22 protein-coding genes are annotated in these 24,586 nt (G+C 64.5%); 10 read left to right on the top strand and 12 right to left on the bottom strand.

Annotation, left to right across the window (positions count from 1 at the left end; translation table 11 throughout):
• Positions 1-398: 398 nt before the first annotated feature.
• From RAD10_RS33905 to uraD, 4 genes are all read left to right on the top strand, one after another.
• Positions 399-674, top strand: a complete 276-nt coding sequence (locus RAD10_RS33905; protein WP_183257387.1) for a hypothetical protein — start codon at positions 399-401, stop codon at positions 672-674.
• 90 nt (positions 675-764) lie between these two features.
• Positions 765-1,178, top strand: coding sequence for a DUF3830 family protein (locus tag RAD10_RS33900; RefSeq protein WP_014493672.1), 414 nt, complete (start codon positions 765-767; stop codon positions 1,176-1,178).
• Complete coding sequence (puuE, locus tag RAD10_RS33895) at positions 1,179-2,114, top strand: allantoinase PuuE (RefSeq protein ID WP_461620825.1); 936 nt, start codon at positions 1,179-1,181, stop codon at positions 2,112-2,114.
• 5 nt (positions 2,115-2,119) lie between these two features.
• Positions 2,120-3,007, top strand: coding sequence for a 2-oxo-4-hydroxy-4-carboxy-5-ureidoimidazoline decarboxylase (gene uraD, locus RAD10_RS33890; protein ID WP_461620824.1), 888 nt, complete (start codon positions 2,120-2,122; stop codon positions 3,005-3,007).
• Positions 3,008-3,104: 97 nt separating this feature from the next.
• On the opposite strand, the gene RAD10_RS33885 is transcribed toward uraD, so the two are convergent.
• A complete protein-coding gene (locus RAD10_RS33885; RefSeq protein ID WP_461620823.1) occupies positions 3,105-5,831 on the bottom strand; it encodes a molybdopterin-dependent oxidoreductase in 2,727 nt (908 codons plus the stop codon).
• A complete protein-coding gene (locus RAD10_RS33880; RefSeq protein ID WP_461620822.1) occupies positions 5,828-6,655 on the bottom strand; it encodes an FAD binding domain-containing protein in 828 nt (275 codons plus the stop codon). Before RAD10_RS33880 ends, RAD10_RS33885 begins: the two co-directional genes overlap by 4 nt.
• A gap of 149 nt (positions 6,656-6,804) precedes the next feature.
• On the opposite strand from RAD10_RS33880, the gene RAD10_RS33875 reads away from it, so the two are divergent.
• Positions 6,805-8,154 (top strand): 8-oxoguanine deaminase, encoded by a 1,350-nt coding sequence (locus tag RAD10_RS33875; protein ID WP_461620821.1) that lies wholly within the window; start codon positions 6,805-6,807, stop codon positions 8,152-8,154.
• 106 nt (positions 8,155-8,260) lie between these two features.
• Here the strand turns inward: RAD10_RS33875 and RAD10_RS33870 are convergent, their stop codons facing one another.
• The 4 genes from RAD10_RS33870 to RAD10_RS33855 all read right to left on the bottom strand — a co-directional run bounded on the left by RAD10_RS33870 (position 8,261) and on the right by RAD10_RS33855 (position 12,983).
• Positions 8,261-9,337 (bottom strand): BMP family ABC transporter substrate-binding protein, encoded by a 1,077-nt coding sequence (locus RAD10_RS33870; RefSeq protein WP_461620830.1) that lies wholly within the window; start codon positions 9,335-9,337, stop codon positions 8,261-8,263.
• A gap of 77 nt (positions 9,338-9,414) precedes the next feature.
• Positions 9,415-10,332, bottom strand: a complete 918-nt coding sequence (locus RAD10_RS33865; RefSeq protein ID WP_461620820.1) for an ABC transporter permease — start codon at positions 10,330-10,332, stop codon at positions 9,415-9,417.
• Positions 10,319-11,410, bottom strand: a complete 1,092-nt coding sequence (locus tag RAD10_RS33860; protein WP_461620819.1) for an ABC transporter permease — start codon at positions 11,408-11,410, stop codon at positions 10,319-10,321. The genes RAD10_RS33865 and RAD10_RS33860 overlap by 14 nt, the downstream gene beginning before the upstream one ends.
• Complete coding sequence (locus tag RAD10_RS33855) at positions 11,394-12,983, bottom strand: ABC transporter ATP-binding protein (RefSeq protein WP_461620818.1); 1,590 nt, start codon at positions 12,981-12,983, stop codon at positions 11,394-11,396. The genes RAD10_RS33860 and RAD10_RS33855 overlap by 17 nt, the downstream gene beginning before the upstream one ends.
• 544 nt (positions 12,984-13,527) lie before the next feature.
• Here RAD10_RS33855 and RAD10_RS33850 point away from each other — a divergent pair.
• Complete coding sequence (locus RAD10_RS33850) at positions 13,528-14,631, top strand: hypothetical protein (RefSeq protein ID WP_461620817.1); 1,104 nt, start codon at positions 13,528-13,530, stop codon at positions 14,629-14,631.
• Positions 14,632-14,783: 152 nt separating this feature from the next.
• On the opposite strand, the gene RAD10_RS33845 is transcribed toward RAD10_RS33850, so the two are convergent.
• Positions 14,784-15,269, bottom strand: a complete 486-nt coding sequence (locus RAD10_RS33845; protein WP_461620816.1) for a nucleoside deaminase — start codon at positions 15,267-15,269, stop codon at positions 14,784-14,786.
• Positions 15,270-15,631: 362 nt separating this feature from the next.
• On the opposite strand from RAD10_RS33845, the gene RAD10_RS33840 reads away from it, so the two are divergent.
• Complete coding sequence (locus tag RAD10_RS33840) at positions 15,632-16,891, top strand: allantoate amidohydrolase (protein ID WP_461620815.1); 1,260 nt, start codon at positions 15,632-15,634, stop codon at positions 16,889-16,891.
• Positions 16,892-17,001: 110 nt separating this feature from the next.
• On the top strand, positions 17,002-18,375 hold the full coding sequence (locus RAD10_RS33835) for a hypothetical protein (RefSeq protein WP_461620814.1): 1,374 nt from the start codon (positions 17,002-17,004) through the stop codon (positions 18,373-18,375).
• Between the two features lie 13 nt (positions 18,376-18,388).
• Here RAD10_RS33835 and RAD10_RS33830 read toward each other — a convergent pair whose 3' ends face one another.
• Complete coding sequence (locus RAD10_RS33830; RefSeq protein WP_271594208.1) at positions 18,389-19,708, bottom strand: dicarboxylate/amino acid:cation symporter; 1,320 nt, start codon at positions 19,706-19,708, stop codon at positions 18,389-18,391.
• Positions 19,709-19,907: 199 nt separating this feature from the next.
• On the bottom strand, positions 19,908-20,129 hold the full coding sequence (locus tag RAD10_RS33825) for a hypothetical protein (RefSeq protein WP_461620813.1): 222 nt from the start codon (positions 20,127-20,129) through the stop codon (positions 19,908-19,910).
• A gap of 351 nt (positions 20,130-20,480) precedes the next feature.
• Between RAD10_RS33825 and RAD10_RS33820 the strand changes: the two genes are divergently transcribed.
• The gene (locus RAD10_RS33820) at positions 20,481-20,663 is read left to right on the top strand and encodes a hypothetical protein (protein WP_461620812.1); all 183 of its coding nucleotides are present in this window, start codon (positions 20,481-20,483) and stop codon (positions 20,661-20,663) included.
• Between the two features lie 19 nt (positions 20,664-20,682).
• On the opposite strand, the gene RAD10_RS33815 is transcribed toward RAD10_RS33820, so the two are convergent.
• From RAD10_RS33815 to RAD10_RS33805, 3 genes are all read right to left on the bottom strand, one after another.
• Positions 20,683-22,062, bottom strand: coding sequence for a vWA domain-containing protein (locus tag RAD10_RS33815; protein WP_461620811.1), 1,380 nt, complete (start codon positions 22,060-22,062; stop codon positions 20,683-20,685).
• Between the two features lie 5 nt (positions 22,063-22,067).
• The gene (locus RAD10_RS33810) at positions 22,068-23,015 is read right to left on the bottom strand and encodes an AAA family ATPase (protein ID WP_271594206.1); all 948 of its coding nucleotides are present in this window, start codon (positions 23,013-23,015) and stop codon (positions 22,068-22,070) included.
• A gap of 163 nt (positions 23,016-23,178) precedes the next feature.
• A complete protein-coding gene (locus tag RAD10_RS33805; protein WP_018319162.1) occupies positions 23,179-23,379 on the bottom strand; it encodes a hypothetical protein in 201 nt (66 codons plus the stop codon).
• A gap of 224 nt (positions 23,380-23,603) precedes the next feature.
• Here RAD10_RS33805 and RAD10_RS33800 point away from each other — a divergent pair, with 224 nt between their 5' ends.
• Entirely contained in the window at positions 23,604-24,578 is a 975-nt protein-coding gene (locus RAD10_RS33800; protein ID WP_461620810.1) for a quinone oxidoreductase family protein, read from the top strand.
• Positions 24,579-24,586 lie beyond the last annotated feature (8 nt).

The raw sequence follows: 24,586 nt of genomic DNA, 5'->3' as shown, positions 1-24,586 counted from the left end.
GCAGCGTGCCCACGCCTTGTTGCTTATGGACGGAGATCGTGGGCACGGCGCTATGCGCCTTTGCCCACCCTACGGCAGCGCCGCTGGGATCTGCACTGGAGCATCGCAATGACGTGTGGAGACAGCGTGCGCCTCACTCCGCTCTCATGCCCCGGACACAGCGCAGCGTCCCCGGCGATGCGAAGCATCGTCCGGTGCGGTGCGCTGCAGAGCCGGGGCCCATCCATCCGCGTCGTACCGTGTCGCCATCTGGATCCGAGCTCTGCGCAGCAGCGGCAAGAAGCGCAGCAGCGCGTCCGGGACACGGCTAAATATTCGGCAATCGCGCCCTCCGGCGCCGATGGACTTGCCCGCCTCAATCCGGTTCAATGGGCCAATCGAGCTTTCAGGCGACAATGATGTCGAGATATCTGCTGGTCCTGCTGCTGCTGGCGTCACCGGCGGCCGCGCAAGTCAAGTTGGCGCCGAAGACCGCGGCCGGACATCCCGATCCCTGTGCCCCGATCGGGCGTACCGCGGACGGCAAGCTGGTCTACTCCATGAAATGCGAGACCCTGCCGGCACCGCCCCCGCCGCCGCGGGCGGAACTGAAGGAAGCCCCTCCGCCGGCCGCCGAGCCGGAACCGGAGACGCGGCGGAGCGGCATTTTCGGCTGGTCCTACGACCGCAGGTGACGCGTCCGCGCCCCTTGCGCGAAACTGTCGGGAGTGCTCTTTGCTTGAAAATTATCCGTGGGGCCACCGGCCCCGATCCAGAGAGATGAGATGAGCAAACTCGTTATCCGTGCCGGCGATTTCACCTTCGATGCCCGTTTCGAGGAGCAACTGGCACCCAAGACCGTCGCCGCCTTCCGCAAGGCACTGCCGTTCGAAAGCCACATCATCCATGTGCGCTGGAGCGGCGAGGGCGTGTGGATGCCGCTCGGCGATCTCGATTTCGGCGTCGGCTACGAGAACCACACCAGCTATCCCGCGCCGGGCCAGATCATCCTCTATCCCGGCGGCATCAGCGAGACCGAGATCCTGCTGGCCTATGGCGGCGTGCATTTCGCCAGCAAGATGGGCCAGCTCGCCGGCAACCACTTCATCACGCTGACCTCGGGCCTGGAGAATCTGGCGACGCTGGGCAAGAGCGTGCTGTGGAAGGGCGCGCTGCCGATCCGCTTCGAGGAAGTCTGAGTGACTGACACACGCTACCCGCGCGATCTCCGCGGTTACGGCCGCAACCCGCCGCACCCCGAGTGGCCCGGCGATGCGCGGGTCGCGGTGCAGTTCGTCGTCAATTTCGAAGAAGGCGGCGAGAACAACATCCTGCATGGCGACCGCGCCTCGGAAGCGTTCCTGTCCGACGTGCTCGGCGCACAGCCCTGGCCGGGCCTGCGCCACGCCAATATCGAATCGATGTTCGAATATGGCTCGCGCGCCGGCTTCTGGCGGCTCTGGCGGATGTTCGGCGAACGCAACTGGCCGACCACCGTGTTCGGCGTCGCCACCGCGCTGAAGCGCAACCCCGAGATCGTCGCCGCCATGAAGGAGGCGGGCTGGGACATCGCCAGCCACAGCCTGAAATGGATCGAGCACAAGGACATGACCGAGGCGCAGGAGCGCGCCGAGATCGCGGAAGCGATCCGCGTCCACACCGAGGCCACCGGATCGCGGCCGCTCGGCTGGTACACCGGGCGCTCCTCGATCAACACCAACCGTTTGCTGATGGAGGAGGGCGGCTTCCTCTATCTCTGCGACTCCTATGCCGACGATCTGCCCTATTGGGTCAAGGGCGCGGGCGGCAAGCAGCTCATCATTCCCTATACGCTAGACGCCAACGACATGCGCTTCATCAACCCGCAAGGCTTTGCCGAGGGCGAGCAATTCTTCACCTATCTGAAGGACGCCTTCGATGTGCTCTATGCAGAGGGCGAAACGGCGCCGAAGATGATGTCGGTTGGCCTGCATTGCCGTCTCGCCGGCCGGCCCGGCCGCGCCGCGGGCCTGATGCGCTTCCTCGATTATATCGGCAAGCACGAGCGCGTCTGGGTGCCGACGCGATTGCAGATCGCCCAGCACTGGCACGACAGGCACGCTCAACTTGCGGCCGACGCATTCGAGATCGGTTGAGGACGATGTCGCAGATCTCACTCGTGGATCTCAATGCCGCAAGCAAGGCCGACTTCGTCGCGGCGCTCGCCAACGTCGTCGAATATTCGCCGTGGATCGCCGAGCAGCTTGCCGACAAGCGGCCGTTCGCCGGCATCAACCAGTTGCACGCAGCGCTGATGGCGGCGATCCAGAGCGCCGAACCCGACGTGCAATTGGCATTGATCCGGGCGCATCCGGATCTCGCCAGCAAGACCCAGCGCGCGGCGGGGCTGACAGTGGAATCGACCGACGAGCAGAACAGCGCCGGTCTTGATAGGTTGTCGGATGCGGAATACTCGGCGTTCGAGCGCGTCAACAGCGCCTATCGGGACAAGTTCGGCTTCCCCTATATCGTCTGCGTGCGCCGCCACACCCGGGATTCCGTGCTGCGCGACTTCGAGACGCGGTTACGCAATATCGCCAAGACCGAGACGCGGCGCGCGATCGAGGAGATCGGCCGGATCTCCGCGCTGCGGTTAGATCAGCTCATCGTCGCCGACGACAGGCTGAAGGTGCACGGCCGGCTCTCGACCCATGTGCTGGACAACCACGTCGGCAAGCCGGCGCTGGGGATTCCGATCGAGCTCGTGGAGCTCGCAAGCCTTGGCGAGAGCCGTGTGATCGCGCGCGCGGTCACCAATGCGGACGGCCGCACCGATCAGCCGTTGATCGGCGGTCGCCCGCTGCCGATCGGCCGCTATGAGCTTCGCTTCAGCGTTGCCAGATATTACGCCGAGCGCAACGTGCCGCTGTCGGATCCGCCGTTCCTCGACGAGATCCCGCTGCGCTTTGCCGTCAGCGAGCCAGAGGGGCACTATCACGTGCCGCTATTGGTCACGCCATGGAGCTATTCGACCTATCGCGGCAGCTAAAGCATGATCCGGAAAAGTGCGCAGCGGTTTTCCGAAAAGATCCTGCTTAAACAACAACCCAAAGCGCGATGACGATTCATCCTGATCGCATCGCGCTTTAGTCGCCGAACTTCGCGTGCAGCGCCGGAAACAGCCGGTCCGGCTTGAAGGGTGGCGCGGTGAAGCGGATACCGGTGGCGTCAGCGATCGCGTTGCCGAGCGCGGCGGCGACCGGATTGTACGGACTCTCACTCATCGACTTCGCCCCCAGCGGTCCGATCGTGTCGGACGTCTCGGCGAAGAACACGTCGGTGCGCGGCACGTCGGCGAAAGAGGGCAGGTGGTAGTCGCGGAATTTCGGGTTGGTGACCCGACCGGTCGCGTCGATCACCATCTCCTCGTAGAGCGCGGCGCCGAGCGCTTGCGCGACGCCGCCTTCGACCTGACCGCGGCACTGCATCGGATTGGCGACGACTCCAGCGTCCGCGGCGTGGATGCTCCGGAGTATCCTGAGCTCGCCGGTGGCCTTGTTCACGGCGATACGAAAACCCTGGACGTTGAAGCCGACCGAACGCGGTGTTCCCTCGGAATTGCCGCTGCCTGCGAACGGCTGCCCGCGCTCGCGCGCGAGCTTCACCAGCTCCGCAAAAGGCATGCGCCGGACGCCGCTGACGACCGCGTTGTCCTCGAGCACGCAGCTCCCGACGTCACAGAGCCACGCGCCGGCGGCGGCCGCCTTCAATTCGGTCGCGAGCTGAATGGAAGCCGCATGCGTCGCCTTGCCGGCGACGAACATGCCCGCGCTGCCATAGGCGCCGGTGTCGTGGCCGCCATGGGCGGTGTCGGACTGGCGCAAGCGGATTCTGTCGACGGTGGTCGCCAGCGTGGTCGCGGCGATCTGCCGGTGCACGGTGCTGGTGCCGTTGCCGAATTCGGCAGTGCCGACGGTGAGGTCGAAACCGCCGTCCTCACGCAGTGCGATCGTCGCGTCAGCGAGGTGGCCCGCCGGCGGCGCGGTGTCGATCATGGTCAACGCAACGCCGTCACCGATCAGCCAGTCCGGCGACAGGTCCGGCTGCGGACCATCAGCCTGCATCGCGCGCTCGACCAGGTCGAGGCACTGGTCGAGCCCGTAGGAGCCATAGAGCACATCGTGAAATTCGGACGGCGGCGGCGACAGCATGGGATCGCCGTCCCTGACGATGTTGCGCCGGCGCATCTCGTAGGGGTCGATGCCGAGCTGCTGGCCCAGCTCGTCGATCGCGGCCTCGATCGCGATCAGCGTCTGCGGCAGGCCATAGCCGCGAAACGCGCCCGCCGGCACCGTGTTGGTGTAGACCGCGTAGCCGTCGACCCGCTTGTTCGGGCAATTGTAGACTGCGATGGACTCGGACAGCGAATGGAACATCACGGGGCCGGCGTGATTGCCGTAAGCGCCGGTGTTGGAGAGCACGTCGAGCTGGAGCGCGGTGAGCTTGCCGTCGGCATCCGCTCCTGCCTTGATGTGAACCCGCATCGGGTGCCGCGTCGAGGTCGCGATGAACTGCTCCTCGCGGGTGAGCTCCAGCTTCACCGGACGTCCCGTCTTGAGTGCAGCGAGCGCCAGAATGTCCTCGACGAACATCTCCTGCTTGCCGCCAAAGCCGCCGCCGACCCGTTCGCAGAACACGCGGACCTTGTCGGGGGGAAGCTTGAAGATATCCGACAGCGCGCGCCGGGTCAGGAACGGGACCTGTGTCGAGGTGCGGACATTGAGCACGCCCGAAGCATCGAGCCAGGCGAGGCCGCCATGGGTCTCCAGCGCCGCGTGCTGGACGCGGTGGCTGTGGAAGGTGGCCTCGTAGGTGACGGCAGATGTCGCGAGCGCCGCCGCGACGTCGCCGAACTCGCCATGTGTCTCCGCAGCGAGGTTACGCTGAGCGTCGGCGATGCGGTTCGCGATGGTGCGATCGGGATGAATGATAGGCGCACCCGGCGCCATCGCCTGCTCCGGATCGATCAGCGCAGGCAAAATCTCGTAATCGAGCTTCAGCCGGCGGCAGGCCTCCTCGGCGGCGGCTTCGCTTTCGGCGACGATGGCGGCAACCCGCTGGCCGATGAAGCGGACGACGTCATCGAGAACGCGGGTGTCCTCGGGGTCCATCCAGTCCATCTCGTGCCGCGCGGTCGAGATCAGCATCGAAGGTGCGTCGTCATGCGTCAGCACCGCGTGCACGCCGGGAACCTTCAGCGCTTCCGACTTGTCGATCGCGACGATCCTGGCGTGGGCATGCGGCGACCGCACCAGCTTGACGTGGAGCAGGCCATCGATGGCGGTGTCGAAGGTGTAGCGCGCCTCGCCGCGCACGATGTCGGGGCCTGCGGGCGCCGGCAGGCTGCGGCCAAACGCGGCTCCGGGCTCGACGCTCGCCTCGACATTGGTCTTGCCGAGCAATGCATCCTCGATCGAGCGATAGCCGGTGCAGCGGCAGATATTGCCCTTCAGCGCCGCGCCGAGATCGGTCCGCTGCGCCTGGTTCAGCGAGGCGCAGGTCAGGATCATGCCGGCAGTGCAGAAGCCGCATTGAAAGCCCTGCGCGTCAAGGAAAGCCTGCTGCATCGGATGCGCGCCGTGGTCTCCGCCAAGACCTTCGATCGTGGTGATGGCGCGTCCCTCGGCCCGGAACGCCGGGATCAGGCAGCTGTGCACCGGCTCGCCGTCGAGCAGCACGGTGCAGGCGCCGCAGTCACCGGCATCGCAGCCCTTTTTCACCCCGAAATGGCCGAGCTCGCGCAGGAACGTGCGCAGGCACTGGCCGGCGCGCGGCTCCTGCGCAAATGGCTTGCCGTTGATCTCGAAGCTCATGACGGCATTGCCCCCAGCAGCTCGCGGCGAACCTCTTCGGCAAGCCGCAATGTCATGTGCTTGCGCCAGAGCGGCTGGCCGTGGATGTCGGTGTGGTACAGATCGTCCGTAATCTGCTGGACGATCGCGTCACGCAGCACGCTCGCGTCCGGGGCCCGGCGAAAGGAGAGCTGGATCGGCCGCGCCGTCGATGCGGTGACCGTCAGCGTCAGCGTGCCATCGGCATCGAGGCTGCCGATCAGGAGCGCCGCCGAGCGGCCGACCGGCGCCAGCGAGATCTGGCGATATGCCGTGCGGCGCTTCAGCGCGGCAATCGGAATATCGATCTGGCGAAGCAGGTCGCCCGGCGTCAGGCGATTGCGCTGGTTGCCGGTGACGAAGTCGACGACGGGAATCCTCTGCTCGCCGCCGCCGGCCTTCCAGATGGTGCAGACGCCGTCGAGTGCCGATGTGAGCGAGATCATCGGCCCCGCCGGCAGCGACATGCAGAGATTGCCGCCGACGGTCGCGGTCTTCCAGATCTTGAACGAGGCAAGGAAGGCGCGGCAGCATTGGTTGATCAGAGGTGCGGCGAGCCAATCGGACGGGCAGGCAAGTCCGTCGAGCTGCGCCACGGTGCAGGTGGCGGCGATGCTGAGATGGCTTTCGGTGATCGTCAGCGCCGGCCATTTCAAATCGGTGAGATCGATCAGTCGCTTCAGATGCACCTGTGGCTCCGAGAACAACCACGTGCCGCCCGCGAGCCAGGCGTCCCCTGCCGTCCAGGCCGGGAATTGCGCCCGTGTTTGCGGACGGGCCACTGTCGTGATGGTATTCAAATCCATGGTTGCGCCAACGCTTCCGCCGGGTGAATCGCGCCGATGAGTCTTGCAAGACCGGAGCCAAGTCGCAACAAACAAGTCGTGGTGCGAGGGTGATCGGGCCAGCGTTTACCTGGCTGGCCTGTCAGCGGATGTGAGGGAGAAGCGGGATCATGAGCGACGCAAAGCCGATCTGGATCAGGGATCCCCTGGCCATCCTCGCCGACGGCGCCGAGCGCGGGGTCGTGGTCAGGGATGGCCGCATCGTCGAGCTCGTGCCGGCTGGCGCCACGCCTGCGACCGCTGACGTCGTGGTGTTCGATGCGAGCGCACATGTCGTGCTGCCGGGCCTGATCAACACCCACCACCATTTTTACCAGACGCTGACCCGGGCGCTGCCGGCGGCGATGGATCGGGAGCTGTTCCCCTGGCTCCAGGCGCTCTATCCGGTTTGGGCGAGGCTGACGCCCGAGGCGCTCGAGCTCGGCGTCACCGTGGCGATGTCCGAGCTGCTGCTCTCGGGCTGCACCACCACGACGGATCATCACTACGTCTTCCCCGCTGGCCTCGAAGACGCCGTCGATATCGAGGTCGCCGTGGCGAAGCGGCTCGGCGTGCGGGTGCTGCTGACGCGCGGCTCGATGAACCTGTCGCAGCGGGACGGTGGCCTGCCGCCTGACAGCGTGGTGCAGGACGAGGACACGATCCTCGCCGACAGCGCGCGTGTGGTGGCGAGGCACCACCAGCGCGGCCCGGATGCGATGGTGCAGATCGCGCTGGCGCCGTGCTCGCCGTTCTCGGTGACGACGTCACTGATGCGTGCCACCGCCGATCTCGCGGGTAAGCTCGACGTGCGCCTGCACACCCATCTCGCCGAGACCGAGGACGAGAACAGATTCTGCCAGGAGATGCATGGCTGCCGTCCGCTCGACTATCTCGAGCAATGCGGCTGGCTCAACGCGCGAACCTGGCTCGCACACGGCATATTTTTCAACGCCGATGAGATGAAGCGGCTCGGCAAGGCGAAGACGACCATCAGCCATTGCGCGTGCAGCAACCAGCTGCTCGCGTCCGGTTGCTGTCCTGTCTGCGAGATGGAGGAGGCCGGCGTCGGGATCGGGATCGGCGTCGACGGCTCAGCCTCGAACGACGGCTCGAACCTGATGCAGGAGGTCCGCGCCGCCTTCCTGCTGCAACGGGCGCGTTACGGGGTGACCAAGGTCAGCCACAAGGATGCGCTGCGCTGGGCGACCAAGGGATCGGCAGCCTGCGTCGGCCGGCCGGAACTCGGCGAGATCGCGGTCGGCAAGGCTGCGGACCTCGCGCTGTTCAGGCTCGACGAATTGCGCTTCTCCGGTCATGGCGACCCCTTGGCCGCATTGGTGCTGTGCGGAGCGCACCGGGCCGACCGGGTGCTGGTGGCGGGAAAATGGGCCGTGATCGACGGTGCGATCCCGGGCCTCGACGTGGCAGACCTCATCCGCCGCCACAGTTCGGCGGCGCGGGCCATGCAGGCTGGATAGGGCAGAAATTGAAAGAGGGGGCGACCACAAGTGCCGGGTGCTTCTGGCCACCCCCTCCGAACCTCCTCCGGGAGGAGCAGGTGATCTAGACTAAGCAAGAAGCGTGCTACTTGCCCGGCAGCTTGTCGTCGATGCCCTTGACGTAGAAATTCATGCCGAGGATCTGGCCGTCGTCGAGGTGATCGCCGCCTTTGCACTCGACCGGCTTGCCGTCCTGCCCAACGATCGGGCACTTGAACGGATGCAGCTTGCCTGCGGTGATCGCGGCTTGGGCATCCTCAGCCAATTTTTTCACGTCGTCAGGCATGTTGGTATAGGGCGCCATCGCGAACATGTGACTGTCGAGGCCGCCCCAGCTGTCCTGGGACTTCCAGGTGCCGGCAAGCTCGGCCTTGACGCGCTCGATGTAATAGGGGCCCCAGGTGTCGAGGATCGAGGTCAGCTGGGTCTTGGGCCCGAACTTGATCATCTCGGAGTCCTGGCCGAAGGCGAGCTTGCCGCGTTCGCTGGCGATCTGCATCGCCGCTGGCGAGTCCGTGTGCTGCATGATGACGTCGGCGCCCTGGTCGATCAGCGCCTTGGCGGCGTCGGCCTCCTTGCCCGGGTCGAACCAGGTGTTGGCCCAGATGATCTTGACCTTGATGTTCGGATTGATGGTCTGTGCCGCCAGCATCGTCGCGTTGATGCCGGAGACGACCTCCGGAATCGGGAACGAGCCGATATAGCCGAGCACGCCGGACTTCGACATCTTGGCCGCGATCAGCCCCTGGATGTAGCGGCCCTGATACCATCTGGCCGAGTAGGTCGACATGTTCGGGTTACGCTTGTAGCCGGTGGCGTGCTCGAAATGCACGTTCGGATATTTTTTCGCGACCTTCAGCGTCGGATCCATATAACCGAACGAGGTCGTGAAGATCAGCTTGTTGCCGGCGCGGACGAGTTGCTCGATGGAGCGCTCGGCGTCGGGGCCTTCTGGCACGTTCTCCAGATAGGTGGTCTCGATCTGGTCGCCCAGTTCCTTCACCAGCGCCTGCCGTGCGAGATCGTGCTGATAGGTCCAGCCCAAATCTCCGATCGGACCCAGATAGATGAAGCCGACCTTCAGCTTGTCGGCGGCGGAGGCTGCACTGACGCTGCCGGCGAGCAAGAGTCCGGCGGCCAGCGCAAGAAGTGATTTCCTCATCATCGATCTCCAAACATCAGGGGAAAGCCACGATCCGCAATTTGCGCGCCCCATCGCGCCCGTTGCGGAAATGAAACTCAGCGATCCGGCACGAACACGGTGCCGAGCGCGGCCGGTGCGGTCGAGCCGCCGCTGCGCGCGCGGGAGAGCAGGACCAGCACGATGACAGTCGCGAGATAAGGCAGCGCCGACATGAATTGCGAGGGAATGCCGACGCCCCAGCCCTGCGCGTGCAACTGCAGGATCGTCACGGCGCCGAAGAGATAGGCACCGATCACGAGCCGGCCCGGCCGCCAGGACGAGAACACCACCAGCGCCAGTGCGATCCAGCCGCGGCCCGCGGTCATGCCGGGAATGAAGAACGGCGTATAGGCGAGCGGCAGATAAGCGCCGGCAAGGCCTGCGCAGGCACCGCCGAACATCACGGCGAAGGTGCGGATGCGCAGCACGGGATAGCCGAGCGCGTGCGCAGAGGCGTGGTTGTCGCCGCAGGCGCGCAGGATCAATCCCGCCCGCGTGCGGTACAGGAACCACCAGACGCCGACGATGAGTGCAATGGAGAAGTAGACGAAGCCATCCTCGCCGAACAGCACGCGCCCGACCAGCGGGATGTCGGTAAGGCCCGGAATGGCGAGATGCACTGCAGGCGTGATGCGCTCGCCGACGAAGCCGGCGCCGATCAGTCCGGACAGCCCGACGCCGAGGATGGTCAGCGCGAGACCCGTCGCCACCTGGTTGACGGCGAGCCCGAGCGCCATCAGTGCGAAGATCAGCGACATCATCGTTCCCGCGATGATGCCGAACAGCGCGCCGATGAAGACCGATCCGGTGAGCCAGGCGCCGGCAAAGCCGCAGGCCGCGCCAACGATCATCATCCCCTCGACGCCGAGATTGAGCACGCCAGAGCGCTCGGTCACGAGCTCTCCGGTCGCGGCGATCAGCAGCGGCGTTGACGCGGCGAGCACGGCCAGGATGATGGCTTCAATGAGTTCCACGGGCCACCTGACGGTTCGGGAAGCTCAGCTTGAAGCGGTAGAGGATCAGGGAATCGCAGGCGAGCACGTAGAACAGCAGAATGCCCTGAAAGACCTTGGTGACATCCAATGGAATCTTCATCGCGATCTGCGCCTGCTCGCCGCCGATAAAGGTCAGCGCAAGGAAGAGGCCTGCAATTAATATTCCAAGCGGATTCAGCCGGCCGAGGAAGGCGACGATGATCGCAGTAAAACCGTAGCCCGGGGAGATGCCCGGCTGGAGATGTCCGATTGGACCGGCCACCTCGATGATGCCGGCAAGCCCTGCGAGCGCGCCTGACACCGCGAAGGTCAGGATGATCAGCTGGTTGGCGTTGAAGCCGCCGAACCGTGCGGCGCGGGGAGCTGCGCCGACAACGCGGATCTCGAATCCCTTGATGGTTCGCCCGAGCAGGATTGCGGCCGCCGCGACGACAAGAAGCGAAATGATCGAGCCGAGATGCAGCCGGCCGCCTTCGATCAGCAGCGGGACGGTCGCCACCGGATCGAACTCGGCCGTGGTCGGGAAGTTGAAGCCGTTCGGGTCGCGCCAGGGGCCGCGCACGAGATAGTCGAGAAAGAGGTCGGCGACATAGACCAGCATCAGGCTGGTCAGGATCTCGCTGGCGCCGAACTTCACCTTGCAGATCGCCGGGATCAGCGCATAGAGCGCGCCCGCAGCGGCAGCGAGGACGAGCATGGCCGGCAGCACCCAGGCGCCGGCGTCGGTGCCTTGCGTCTTCACCGCGATCCAGCTTCCCGCAACCGCGCCGACCAGGAATTGGCCCTCTGCGCCGATGTTCCAGGCATTGGCGAGATAGCAGAGTGACAGGCCAATCGCGATCATCACCAGCGGCGTTGCCTTCACCGCGATCTCCTGCAGCGAATAGCCGTCCGTCAGTGGCGCGATGAAGTAGGCATGTAAGGCGAGCAGCGGATTCTTGCCGAGGATCGCGAACAGGATGATCATGGTCACGACCGTGAGGCCGATCGCGATCAGCGGCGAGACCAGCGCGATCGTGCTCGAGCGTTCGGCGCGCTTCTCAAGCACCAATTGCATGCGCGGCCTCCTCAAGCTCCAGGCTGCTGCCGCCCATGAGAAGGCCGAGCTTTTCACGCGTTGCCTCGCGGGTAGCGAGCGGTGCCGACAGCTTGCCGTGAAACATCACGGCGATGCGGTCGGCGATCTCGGCGAGCTCGTCCAGATCCTGGCTGGTCACCAGCACGGCGGCGCCAGCGGTTGCGAGATCAAGCAGCGCCTGGCGAATGACGGCGGCGGCGCCGGCATCGACGCCCCAGGTCGGCTGGCTCACCACCAGCACAGCGGGGTTGCGCAGGATCTCGCGTCCCACGATGAACTTCTGCAAATTTCCGCCGGAGAGGGATGCGGCTTCCGGATCGCGCTTGGCCTTGCGGATGTCGAACGTCTCGGTTGCGCGGTCGACGGTCTTCAGCGTGGCCGCGGTATTGATGAAGCCGCGATGGACCATGCCGCTCGCCGCGTGTCCGGTGAGCAGCGCGTTCTCCGAGAGCTTCATGCGCGGCGCGGTGCCATGGCCGAGCCGCTCTTCGGGAACGAAAGCTGCTCCCAGCCTGCGTCGCTGCGTGATGGAGAGATGGCCGGCGGCAATGCCTTCGATCACCACGGTGCCCGGGTCCTTCGACAACCGCTCGCCGGACAGCGCGGCGAACAACTCGTCCTGGCCATTGCCGGCGACACCGGCGATGCCGAGAATTTCGCCGCCCTTCAGCTCGAATGAGATGTGCTCGAGCCGGACGCCATGCGGCTCGCCCGGTGCGAGCGAAAGATCGTTGACGACGAGCCGCGGCACGGTGGTCTTCCGGCCGGATGCCGCCTTCACTTCCTTGATCTCGCCGCCGACCATCATGCGCGCGAGTGAAGCGGCGGTCTCGCGCCGGGGATTGCAGGTCTCGACCTTCCTGCCGCCGCGCAGGATCGTGGCGGTGTCGCAGAGCCGCTTCACCTCCTCGAGCTTGTGGCTGATGTAGAGGATGGCGCGGCCTTCGGCCTTGAGCCGCTCCAGCACGATGAACAGCTGATCGGCTTCCTGCGGCGTCAAGACGGCGGTGGGCTCGTCCAGGATCAGGAATTTCGGATCCTGCATCAAGGCGCGGACGATCTCGATGCGCTGGCGCTCGCCGACCGACAATTGCCAGACCTCGCGTTTGGGATCGAGCGGAAGGCCGTAGGTCTTGGATACCTGCTCCAGTCGCGCCGATATGTCCTTGAAGGATTCTCGTCCGTCGAGGCCGAGCGCGACGTTCTCGGCGACGGTGAGATTGTCGAACAGCGAGAAGTGCTGGAACACCATGCCGATGCCGAGGCTGCGTGCTTCCGAGGGACCGGACAGTACGATTCGTCGGCCCTGCCAGCGAATCTCGCCGGCGCTGGGCTGGATCAGCCCGTAGATCGCCTTGACCAGCGTCGACTTGCCTGCGCCGTTCTCGCCGAGCAGCGCGTGGATTTCGCTCGGCCGGATATCGATGTCGATGGAATCGTTCGCGAGGAAATCGCCATAGCGTTTGGTGAGTCCGATCGTCCGCAGCAGCGGAGGCTCGCCGGAATTCAGGCCGTCAGGTGTCGAATCCAACATTCGCTGATGCGCTTGCATGGTGAAATGCCCAATAGTGGGCCAGTTTGAACCGCGGCGTAAGGTGGGAAAATGCGTCATCCCTTGCTCAACGCTTCGGCAGGGCCTTGTGTCCGCGCGCCTGTGCCCGACGGGATGAAGCCTCCTGCTCCAAAGCCCGCACACACCCGTGGGCGCGGCTTCCGCGGGCGCCTGTTGCAGATTTGTGACGGTTCAAGGCAAATCGGAACCCGCTATGCAGCCTTGACGTCGCAGTGAGCAAAGTTGCGCCATCGCGCTTGTGCATTGCGGATCGATGCAACGTTGGCTCCTGTCCGTCCGTCCCCCCAACATCCGCTCGACATGAAAGAAGAGCGAAATCAAACGGGAATGTCTGGCAATAGTCGGTCTTGCGGGCCGCATGCCCGCTGCAAGAAAACCTCCTAAATCCCACGAAGAAACGCCGCCCGTTGCCAAAACAAGCGGCATACCTTGAAAAAAGTTGAGGCTTCTCCGTCCGGGAGATCGGCGCAAGTCTCGCACCCAAGGGCGTTCATTGACGTGTCCAAACTTGGGGGTATTCAGGATGTCGTTTCGTTTCAGGGCAATTGCAGCAACGGCGCTGTCACTTGCCACGCTGGCCACCGGTGGCCTGGTTTTCGCGGCGGATCTGCCGGTCAAGGCTGCCAAGAAGGCGGCGGATCTCCCGTTCTTCCTGGTGATCGATAACCGCGTCACGTTCTCCTACATCTTCAACGCCTCGCAGCCCGGTGCATGGTCGTTCCGGCCGGATGGGTCGATCGACAGCAAGACCACCAAGCAGGTCTACTCGTTCACGCATTTCGATCTCTGGGCATACGGCACGAACTTCTTCACCATCTCGATGTTCAAGTCCGATCACAATGACCCGTCTGCGCCCTGCACCAACGCGGGCACGATCTTCGGCGCGCCGGCAACGTGCGCCGGTGCAACGGAGATCTACGGACTGTTCCGCTCGACGTTCGGCTGGAATGAGCTCTTCGACACCAAGGCCTTCACCGCGGGTCCGCTTCACAACATCTCGTTCGAGGTCGGGATGGATGCCAACACGGAAAACCGGTATTTCGGCGCCGCCAAGCGCGACGTCGTCGGCGGTCTGCAGTTTGCGTTCGATCTGCCCTACAAGGGTTACATCAACGTCGCGCCGCTGGTGTATTGGGAGTTCGCTAATCACAACTCATTCAGCCAGTGCGGACTGTTCGGTGCGGGCGTTCCCGGCGTGACTTGTCTTGCAGACGGCAACACCTCGTTCAAGCCGACCTGGGCCGTCGAAGTCAATTACTACATGGATCTCGGTTTCCTGCCGCCGAACATGCAGTATTTCTCGATCAGCGGTCGCGCCGGCTGGTACGGCAAGAAGGGCACCGACACCCAGCCGCTTCCCTACAGCCCCGCGAACGGCGTCTACAACACGGCGGTCGAGTTGAATTCGGAGCCGATCCGCCTGACCTTCGATGCCTCGAAGGCCGCCTGGGGTGACAAGTATTCCCACTTCGTGGACGTCTGGGTGGCTTACCGCTACTGGCAGAACAAGTTCGGTCTCGATCACAACCTTGCCGTTGGCTGTACCACGGCGGTCGGTGGCCGGACGGTGAGCACGGGGTCGTGCACGGAATCCTCGCTCTACTCCGGCATTACCGTGAAGTTCTGACCGGTTGGGATCTGTGGAAAATGTAGGGTGGATTAGCCGCAGGCGTAATCCACCAACTTCGGGCGGCTAGCGCGGAAGGGTGGTGGGTTACGCCGGCGGCCTGCGCTTCGCGCAGCCGCCAGCTAACCCACCCTAGGGATCGGAGTTTGCGCCTACTTCGTCCAGACACCATCGTGCAGCGCTGCGGCTTCGTCCTCGAGCAGCGGACCAACGACCTCGGTTGGCCGCTGGCCGCTGGCAAAGACCTCGCGGCAAGGCAGGTCGAGGGTCGGGTTCTCCGGATGGTTGCCGGTGACGCCGCGCAGGCGATGCTCGCTGAGGCCGTAGACGACGCGACCGATGCCGGCCCAGTAGATCGCGCCGGCGCACATCGCGCAGGGCTCTGCCGAGGAATAGAGCGTCGCTGTCGCCAGCACCTTGCGGCCGAGTGTGCGGCAGGCCTGGGTGGCCGCGAGACGTTCGGCATGCGCGGTGCCGTCATGATCCGGCATGTAGCCGTTCTCGGTCTCGATCAGCAGCTTGCCGTCCGCATCGACGACGATGCAGCCGAACGGGTGGTTGCCATGGGTGAGGGAGCGGCGGGCGACCGCGAAGGACAAACGCAGAAACTGCTCGTCACGCTTCGATGTGCCGGCCATCGATCCTCCGCGGTCAGTGCCCCGCCATGCGCCGACCGATCGCGGCGAGACCGGCTTCGCTGGCCCGTCCTTCATACACGAATTCGCCGTGGAACATCTCCACCAGTCGACCCTGGGCTATTGACGGTATCTTCCGGATAACCGATTGAAAATATTGATTATGCGGGCCGTTCGGGTCTTGATATTGGGTGAAACGGTTGGTGCGCCTGTGCACGACCGGGCGACGTAGCCTGCCGCGTACGCGCATTCATGCTAACCACGCGCTGATTGGGACGGACGCGGTGCGTGATTTGCCGCCGAACGTGTACCGATTGTCGCCAGACAGCCGCTGCCGCGGTCCAGAGAAGAGAAGGCTCGTCGAGATGGGTGCCGTCAACGCCGTTCAAAATGCATCGCTCGGCGAAGAGATCGTGCGTCGGATCAACGATCTGGCTGCGATCTCGGAAGGCGGCGACAACCTCACCCGCATCTATCTCACCAAGGAGTTGCGCGAGGCGGCGGACCTCCTCCTGAGCTGGATGCGCGACGCCGGCATGAGCGCGCGTCTTGATGCGATCGGCAATGTCTGCGGCCGCTACGAAGGCGAGCGGCCGGGCGCGCCCTGCCTGATGCTCGGCTCGCACTATGACACCGTGCGCGATGCCGGCAAATGGGACGGGCCGTTGGGCGTGATCACGGCCATTGCCTGCGTTGCCGATCTCAATCGCCGTGGTAAGCGCCTGCCGTTCGCGATCGAGATCGTCGGCTTTGCCGACGAGGAGGGCGTGCGCTTCGCTTCGACCTTGCTTGGCAGCCGTGCGGTGGCCGGCACTTTTGACGAGAGTGTCTTGAATGTGCGCGACCGCGACGGTGTGTCGATGCGCGATGCGATCGTGCAGTTCGGCCTCGACCCCGATCATATCGGAGCGGCCGCGCGGACGCGGCGCGAGCTGCTTGCCTATCTCGAATTGCACATCGAGCAGGGGCCGGTGCTGGAAGCGCAGGACCTGCCTGTCGGTGTCGTCACCGCGATTGCCGGTGCCACGCGGCTTGCCGCGCGGCTGACCGGCATGGCCGGGCACGCCGGTACTGTGCCGATGGCGCTTCGGCGTGATGCGCTCACGGGCGCCGCCGAGTGCATTGGCGCGATCGAGCAGTTTTGCCGCACCGATGCGGGCGGCCTGGTCGGCACCGTCGGCTACATCCAGGCGAGGCCCGGCGCGACCAATGTCATTCCGGGCGAGGTGTCCTTCACCATCGACATGCGCGCGCCGACCGATATGCACCGCAAGCGCGCGGTTGCGGATATCGTCCGCCAGATCGAGGCGATCGCCAAGCGCCGGCACTTGGCCCTCCAGCTCGACGTCACCCACGAGAACCGCACCGCGCCTTGCGCGCCATGGCTCAAGGAGCAGATCGCGCAGGCGATCGGAGCGGAGGGGTTCTCCGTGTTCGAGCTGCCGAGCGGAGCAGGGCATGACGGCATGGCCATGATCGACATCGCCGATGTCGGCATGGTCTTCGTCCGCTGCCGCGGCGGCATCAGCCACCACCCGGACGAGCATGTGGAGCTCGCCGATGCCGACGCCGGTGTGCGGGTGCTGCTGCGGGTGATCGAGAATTTCAGGCCGCGGGAAGGGTAGGCCGGGCAGGCTGAAGAAGCCCCCCGGGAAGCCGGCGCGTCATCTGGAGGAAATACGAATCAGCCATGCTTCGGATGGTGGCCGCCCCATCGGAGTGATCCTAGCCACATATGAATAGCGATATCTCGTTGTCCTCAGATCGCGGAAACCGATTTTACCAAGGCGTGGCTGCGACCTTTTTCGCCAACGCCCTCCAGGCGGTCAATTTTCTCGGTGATCGATTCCTGAGAAAGTCGCACCATTCGTTGTCGGCCATCGAGGACCTTTACCGGCACTCGATGGACAGCGCCTTTTCGGTGACCGAGGCCTTCCTCGTCACGGGCGCGCCGCACGCATCCGCCTATTATCCCCGTGACTTCGCCTGGTTCTATCCTGATGTCCTCGACCCCGAGACCATTATGGATGCGCAGGACGCGGTGCGGCGGGCCCGGCTGCTTGACAAGAGCATCCGTCTGTTGCTCGATGCGGTTCGCGCCGATGTCGTCACAACCACCATCGTCCCGGCGGGGCGCGGCCGGTACCTCGGCGTGAACTATTTCTCGCGCCCGTCGGATACGCTGCTTGGCATTCTGGCCGGACTGCAGCAGATGATCTCGGCCGATCAGAGGGCGTCGTCCTATCTGGCGATGGCGCAATGCGCGCATGCCGGCCGGCTGCTGCTGGCTGAATATGGCGGTGACCTGAAGCGTGCGATCCTGCAGCTCGCAAGCGAGCTCGAGCCGTTCGACGATGAAGGCACCAGGTATTTGCTGTGTGATGCCCGTGGCCCTCGCTCCGCTGCAACGGATACCCGTGCGGAACGCAGGCGCTTTGTCACCAATGCCTGCATCTATACAACCTTCCTGTGGAGCGTGCAGCTCGGCATCGTCGACGAGAACGAGCTGAAGCGGCTGCTCGGACGCGGCCTCGCGCAGTACAAGAAGGACCTGCTCCGTCTGTTCGGCAAAGACGGCTACATCAGGCATTCCCTGGATGGTCCGAAGGGCCCGCCGGCGTCCTCGGTCGCGCTGGATTTCGTCAGCGTGCATCGCGGCTTTTGGGACATGACCGATGCGAGCGAGCGGGTGCTGTTCGCGGCCACGGCGGATCTGATCATTGCGGAGCCGCGCTTCCGCATACCCTCTACGTTCCACTTCCTGGTGTCAGCGGATAATCCGCGGAACAAGATGATCCACAAGATTGCGGCTCCAGCCTATCAGGGGCGCTCATCCTGGCCGACGTTCAACGTCGAGTTCGCGGACCGGATGCTCGATTACGACGAGGTCTCCGGCGGCGATCGCTACCGGGCCTGCGCGCAAGGGATATTGAAAGACATTCGCACCGCAACCGAAGTGCACGGCGGATATCAGGAGCTGATCTCGGAACAGGGGCTGAAGTATCGCACCTGGGCCTACAAGGGCGCCGTGGCCCATTCCTGGTTTCCGCGCTTCCTGTCGGTCTGGAGGAGGGCGTATGGAACGCCGCTCCTCCAATGGAACGACTGATCCAGCGGGGGCGCTATCCCGCCGTCACGTCCACCAGCTCGCCGCCCTCCAGCACCTTGGCCGCCTTGGCGCGGTCGAGATCGCCTTCCCAGGCCGCGACCACGACGGTCGCGACGCAATTGCCGACGAGGTTGCCAAGCGCGCGGGCCATGCCGATGAACCAGTCGACCGACAGCACCAGCACGAGGCCGATCGCGGGAATGCTCGGTACCGCATTGAGCGTCGCTGCCAGGATCACGATCGCCGAACCCGGCACGCCATGCGCGCCCTTCGAGGTGATCAGGGAGACGCCGAGAACCAGCAGGAGGTCACCGAAGGACAGCGGCGTGTTGGTCGCCTGGGCGATGAAGACGACGGCGAGCGTCAGATAGATCGAGAAGGCGTCGAGGTTGAAGGAATAGCCGGTCGGGATCACGAGACCGACCACGGAATCCTTCACGCCCATCCGCTCCAGCTTCTTCATGATCTGCGGCAGCACGGCATCGGAGGAGGCGGTCGCGAGCACGATGGTCAACTCTTCGCGCAGGTAGGCGAGGAATTTGAGGATGTTGAGTCCGGCGAGCGCCATCACGCCGCCGAGCACGCCCAGCACGAAGATGCCGACCGAGACGTAGAACAACATCACCAGCGACACGAGCTGCTTCAGCGAGCCGACACCGTATTTGCCGACGGTGTAGGCGACCGCGCCGAGCACGCCGAGCGGGGCAACGCGGACGATCAGGCCCATGACGCGGAACAGCACGGTGGAGGCCGCATCGATCATGCTGGTGACGAGCTTGCCCTTTTCGCCGCCGACGAGCGCGAGCCCGACGCCGAACAGGACCGCGAAGAACAACACCTGGAGCACGTCGTTGCGCGATAGCGCATCGAAGGAGGTGGTCGGGATCACGTTCATCAGAAAGGCGCCGATGCCGCCGCCGGACAGCTTGTGGGCGTTGTCGGCGTAGGTGTTGAGCGCTTTGGCATCCAGCGTCGAGGGATCGATGTTCATGCCGTGGCCGGGGCCGAAGAGGTAAGCAAGGAGCAGGCCGACGACGAGTGCGACGGTCGTCATGATCTCGAAATAGACCAGCGCCTTGACGCCGACCCGGCCTACCTTCTTGAGGTCGCCGGCGCCGGCAATGCCGTGCACGACGACGCAGAACACGATCGGCGCCACGATCATCGAGATCAGCTTCAGGAAAGCGTCACTGAGGATCTTGAGCCCGATCGCGAAATCCGGGACGGCCATGCCCAGGATGACGCCAAGCACCAGCGCGGCCAGGACCTGGACGAACAGCGAGGTGTAGAGCGGCTTCGGCTCGGCGGCGGGCGCCGCTGTGATGGTCGACATGGTGGATTCCCCTGGTTTGACGCGACTTGGACGTCAAAAAGGAGCAACAACCGTGCCAGATTGTCGCGGGGGAGAAAGCGGCGCAGGACATCGCTCTGTGTCGAGGGCGCGACGCTATCTCGCCGAACAGTCGCGTGGGGAGGAAGCCCGCGGGACCCGCCGTCAGTCGTTATGGCCTACGCCGAAACGAAAGGCATCGTCACGCCGCAAGATCCAGCAGCCGGCACGATCCGCGCACGAGCGCCTTGCGTCCGATGGGCGTCATCACGGGTACGCCGTCATTGACGACAACGAGGCCGAACTTGACGAGACTTTCGATAAGATAGGTCTTCGAGAGGCGACCGCTCGACACCGGGTTGCGAAGTGTGCGCAGGGCTTCCCACTGGTCCGGCGAAAGATCGAAGTCGACGTCGTTGCTCATGTTGCCTCAAGCGATAGTACCATTCGCGCGCCTCTGTTAGCGACGCTGCATGAAGACCATGCGACGACAATGAGTCGGGAATTCGGTGCGCTGTTTAGAACCTCTCTTCACGAATTGCCGCACTTCATTGCGCCACAAGAGTAAAGATCGCTCGTTGGCAAATATCGTCCCGAGCTTCGATCACATATTGATGAATTCGGTTTGATGCTGCACTGCAAGTTGTCGCGATGCACGGGAAGCGCTGCTGTCCCATTCTGCGTCGCAATATGCACAGAAATCGTGAAGCGAAAGGTTGAGGACTCTGTTACGGTGATTCCCGGGGAATGACTTCACGCTGCAGGAGTGGAGTGCATGAACAGGCTGGTCGAAATTCGCAGTCAGGAATCCCTGTGCCGGGAGCGTGCCGCGCTCGATTTCGATCGCCGGGTTTTCTGGCTCGCGCAAGCCGAGGAATGGGAGCAGCGCGCGCTCGACGAAATTGCCTATCACTTCCGGGAGTGCAATATCGGCCAGGCGGAGCTTGCGCGGAACTGACGCTGGCCGCGAGCAAGACCTACTGATAAGTCGCCACGATATCTGACACCGCGCGCTCGAGCTGCTGCGCGGTGGCGCATTGGCGCACGACCGTACAGAAGGTCGCGTAGCGCGGCATCTCGGAATCGCCAAAGCCCCAGGCGAGCCGCCCTTCGGGATTGAGCCAGACCAGCCGCTTCGAGCGCTCGGAGATGCGGCGCAGGATGTCGGCACGCGGGTCGAGGTTGTTGCTGCGGGCATCGCCGAGCACGATCACCGTGGTCTGCGGCGTCAGCGTGCTCATGAAGTCCTTCTCGAAATCGACCAGCGAAGAACCGTAATCGGACGAGCCGAAGCCGACCTTGGACATGATCTCGGCCATCGCCTCTTCCGGCGATTTCTTTTCCAGGATATCGCTGACCTCGATCATGTGCGAGGAGAAGGCAAAGGAGCGGACGTCGTCGACCACCTCGTGCAGCGAGTGGATCAGCAGCAGGAAGAAATCGGAGACTTGTGCTACCGAGCCGGAGACGTCGCAGAGCGCCACGATCTTCGGCCGGTCGCGATGCTTGCGCTTCCATGCGGTGAGGAAGGGCACGCCGCCCCAGGCCGCATTGCGGCGGAGTGTGCGGCGGACGTCGAGATGACCGCGGCGCTGGCGCTTGCGCGGCTTCGAATAGCGCTCGCGCAGGCGGCGCGCGATCTGGCGGATGAGGGCGCGCATCTCCGCGACCTGGCGCCGCTCGATGCGGGCGAGCGGCGCGTTGCGCAGGATCTCGTTGCGGAGATTTTCGGCCTCCTCGCGGGCGTAGAGCGCAAGCCCCTGCGAGACGGTGTCGCGCACGGCTTCGCGCAAGGCGTCGAGCGCGGCGCGCAGACGTTCGGCCAGTGCCGGGTTGCTCGCAGTCAAGGCGTCGAGATCGTCGCGCAGTCGCTGGAGCCCCATGGCGTCGAGGATGCGGCTGGAAAAGATCCCGCGCTGGGTGGAATAGCGGATATCCGACAGGGAGGCCGCGCCGGAAGCGCTGGCAATCGCCGCTGCGATCGTGTTGCGGTCCTGCGACAGCAGCATCTGCGCGAGCGGGCCCAAGCCCTCGGGAGGCTGTCCCTCGCCCGCTTCGCTGGCCGAGCCGGAGGAGGGCGACTGATCCGGATCCTGCGAGGCGCTCTCCTCGCCGTTGGCTTCGGTCTGATCCTGTCGTGGCTCCGGCTGGCTGAAGAACAGATCAAAGCAGTCGCCGAGCGCGAGCTTCTCGTCCTGCGATTTGGCAAGCGTCAGGAGCAGCGCGTCGCGCAGGATGGTTCGATCGGAAAAGCCGACCTGCGACACGGCGCGCATCGCATCGATGCTCTCGGCAGGCGAGACGTGAACGCCGACGCCGCGTGCTGCCCGAAAGAAACGATGGAGGTTCTCGCGCATCGGCGTCAACCGAAGACGTTGGACCGTGCCGCCTTGGCAATGAAGGTCGTCACCTGCGGCGCTGCTGCCTCGATGTCGGCTTCGTATTTCAGAAGCACGTTGAGCGTGTCCTTGACGATCTCGGTGTCGAGCTCCGTGGCCTGGAGCAGCACCAGCACGCGCGCCCAGTCGATGGTCTCGCTGACCGAGGGCAGCTTCTTCAGATCCAGCGATCGGATCTCGTGAATGAAGCCGACCATCTGCCGGCGCAGTGCCTGCGAGATGCCGGGCACCCGGCTTTCGACGATGCGCTCCTCGAGCCGCTGCTCGGGGAAGCCGATATGCAGATGCAGGCAGCGCCGCTTCAGGGCGTCGCCGAGGTCGCGCTCGCTGTTGGAGGTGAGGATCACCGTCGGCGGCGTGATGGCCGAGACGGTGCCGAGCTCGGGGATCGTGACCTGGAAATCGGACAGGATCTCCAGCAGCAGGGATTCGAATTCGGCGTCCGACTTGTCGATCTCGTCGATCAGAAGCACGCAGCCGCCGGGCTGTTCCAGCGCCTGGAGCAGCGGGCGGGGCTCGACGAATTCCTTGGAGAAGAACACGTCGCCGAAATCGTGCAGCTGGTCGAGCGCGGCGTGCAGCGTCTGCGCGCCGCCAAGGACCTCGCCGAGCTTGTCCTTGAGGATCTGCGTGTAGAGAAGCTGCTTGGCGTATTTCCACTCGTAGAGCGCCTTGGCCTCGTCGAGACCCTCGTAGCATTGCAGGCGGATCATCTTCATGCCGCGCCAGGCCGCGATCGCCTTGGCAAGCTCGGTCTTGCCGACGCCCGCGGGGCCCTCGACGAGGATCGGCTTCTCGATCTGCTGCGACAAATAGACGGCGGTCGCGATCTGCCGGCTCGCGATATAGCCCTGCGCGGCGAGGCCGCTCTCCACTGCCTCGATCGAAGTCGAGGCCTTCTGATCAGCCACGAAAGGGCGCTCCCAAAGGTCTTGCTTGAGGCTTGTTCTGCCTGCGTTCCCGGCAAAGAACAAGCCTCGTTTGGGAGGCATCAGACCCGCACGGACGGCGCTTTTTCCGCTCGACGCAAATATGTGTCGGCGCGGAAACTTGCGCGGCTCGCCGTTCGCACGATCAGTGCCGCAGCAGCTCCGGCTTGCGGATCGTCTGTCTGACCTCGGCGCCGCAATCGGCGCATTCATAGACAAAGTCGATCTTGGCGAGGCTCCAATGCGGTTCGACCTCGCGCACATACATCGGCAGGAACCCCATGCACGTCGGGCAATTCACAGGCGCGATCTCGATGTCCTGATGATGCTGTACATAAGCTGGCATCTCGACTCTCCTTCGCAGGCGACAACCAAACCCCGCGCAGAAGCTACTGCCGGGCGCTCCAGACGCGTCATCAACTCTATCGAACGGAGATGGAACGGCGGACGTTTGTCGCGCGCTGTGACATTCTTGTTACGTGTCTGTACTGTAACGGGCGGACCGAATGCCTATTTCTGCGGCCGATCCGGTTTTTCGGACCCTCAACCAACGATAAGGGAGTAACGCCCATGACGCATGCCATTCGTTTTCACAAGACCGGCGGTCCGGAAGTCCTGGTCTGGGAGGAGGTCAGCGTCGGCAAGCCCGGACCGGGCGAAGCGCGCATCCGCCACACCGCCGTCGGCCTCAATTTCGTCGACATCTACAACCGCTCCGGCCTGTATCCGGCGCAACTGCCGAGCGGGCTCGGCAGCGAGGCAGCAGGCGTGGTCGAGGAGGTCGGGCCCGGTGTCACCGATCTGAAGCCGGGCGATCGTGTCGCTTATGGCGCCTCGCCGCTCGGCGCCTATTCCGAGGCGCGGCTGATCCCCGCGGACCGCTTGCTGAAGCTGCCTGAGGGGGTCGACGACAGGACCGCGGCGGCGATGATGCTGAAGGGTCTCACCACGCAATATCTGATCCGGCAGACCTATCGGGTGAAGGCGGGCGATACCATCCTGCTGCATGCCGCGGCGGGCGGCGTCGGTCTGATCCTGAGCCAGTGGGCCAAGCACCTCGGCGCGACCGTGATCGGCACCGTCAGCAACGACGAGAAGGCCAAGCTCGCCAAGGCGCATGGCTGCGACCACGTCATCATCTACACCCGCGAGGATTTCGTGAAGCGGGTCGACGAGATCACGGGCGGCAAGAAGGTTCCCGTGGTTTATGACTCCGTCGGCAAGGACACGTTCCTGAAATCGCTGGACTGCCTCGCGCCGCTCGGCGTCGCCGCGCTGTTCGGCCAATCCTCCGGCGCGGTCGAGCCGCTCAATCTCGGCCTGCTGGCCCAGAAGGGATCGCTCTACGTCACGCGGCCGACATTGTTCACCTACGCCGCCAGGCGCGAAAATCTGGTCGCGATGGCGAACGAGCTGTTCGACGTCGTCAAGTCCGGCGCGGTCAAAATCGAGGTGCATCAGACCTATCCGTTGAAGGACGCCGCCAAGGCGCATGCCGATCTCGCCGCACGCAAGACCACGGGATCGACCGTCCTTCTGGTGTGATATCCGAG

The sequence above is a fragment of the Bradyrhizobium sp. 23AC genome (genome assembly GCF_054863025.1).
Note: the sequence above shows the minus strand (reverse complement) of the source record. Positions and strands in the feature narration are given on the sequence as shown.

Excerpts from the sequence above, each read along its gene's own strand:
- RAD10_RS33905 (WP_183257387.1), top strand. The coding sequence starts at position 399 with ATGTCGAGATATCTGCTGGTCCTGCTGCTGCTGGCGTCACCGGCGGCC.
- RAD10_RS33900 (WP_014493672.1), top strand. The coding sequence starts at position 765 with ATGAGCAAACTCGTTATCCGTGCCGGCGATTTCACCTTCGATGCCCGT.
- uraD (WP_461620824.1), top strand. The coding sequence starts at position 2,120 with ATGTCGCAGATCTCACTCGTGGATCTCAATGCCGCAAGCAAGGCCGAC.
- RAD10_RS33885 (WP_461620823.1), bottom strand. The coding sequence starts at position 5,831 with ATGAGCTTCGAGATCAACGGCAAGCCATTTGCGCAGGAGCCGCGCGCC.
- RAD10_RS33880 (WP_461620822.1), bottom strand. The coding sequence starts at position 6,655 with ATGGATTTGAATACCATCACGACAGTGGCCCGTCCGCAAACACGGGCG.
- RAD10_RS33875 (WP_461620821.1), top strand. The coding sequence starts at position 6,805 with ATGAGCGACGCAAAGCCGATCTGGATCAGGGATCCCCTGGCCATCCTC.
- RAD10_RS33870 (WP_461620830.1), bottom strand. The coding sequence starts at position 9,337 with ATGAGGAAATCACTTCTTGCGCTGGCCGCCGGACTCTTGCTCGCCGGC.
- RAD10_RS33860 (WP_461620819.1), bottom strand. The coding sequence starts at position 11,410 with ATGCAATTGGTGCTTGAGAAGCGCGCCGAACGCTCGAGCACGATCGCG.
- RAD10_RS33855 (WP_461620818.1), bottom strand. The coding sequence starts at position 12,983 with ATGCAAGCGCATCAGCGAATGTTGGATTCGACACCTGACGGCCTGAAT.
- RAD10_RS33850 (WP_461620817.1), top strand. The coding sequence starts at position 13,528 with ATGTCGTTTCGTTTCAGGGCAATTGCAGCAACGGCGCTGTCACTTGCC.
- RAD10_RS33845 (WP_461620816.1), bottom strand. The coding sequence starts at position 15,269 with ATGGCCGGCACATCGAAGCGTGACGAGCAGTTTCTGCGTTTGTCCTTC.
- RAD10_RS33840 (WP_461620815.1), top strand. The coding sequence starts at position 15,632 with ATGGGTGCCGTCAACGCCGTTCAAAATGCATCGCTCGGCGAAGAGATC.
- RAD10_RS33835 (WP_461620814.1), top strand. The coding sequence starts at position 17,002 with ATGAATAGCGATATCTCGTTGTCCTCAGATCGCGGAAACCGATTTTAC.
- RAD10_RS33830 (WP_271594208.1), bottom strand. The coding sequence starts at position 19,708 with ATGTCGACCATCACAGCGGCGCCCGCCGCCGAGCCGAAGCCGCTCTAC.
- RAD10_RS33825 (WP_461620813.1), bottom strand. The coding sequence starts at position 20,129 with ATGAGCAACGACGTCGACTTCGATCTTTCGCCGGACCAGTGGGAAGCC.
- RAD10_RS33820 (WP_461620812.1), top strand. The coding sequence starts at position 20,481 with ATGAACAGGCTGGTCGAAATTCGCAGTCAGGAATCCCTGTGCCGGGAG.
- RAD10_RS33815 (WP_461620811.1), bottom strand. The coding sequence starts at position 22,062 with ATGCGCGAGAACCTCCATCGTTTCTTTCGGGCAGCACGCGGCGTCGGC.
- RAD10_RS33805 (WP_018319162.1), bottom strand. The coding sequence starts at position 23,379 with ATGCCAGCTTATGTACAGCATCATCAGGACATCGAGATCGCGCCTGTG.
- RAD10_RS33800 (WP_461620810.1), top strand. The coding sequence starts at position 23,604 with ATGACGCATGCCATTCGTTTTCACAAGACCGGCGGTCCGGAAGTCCTG.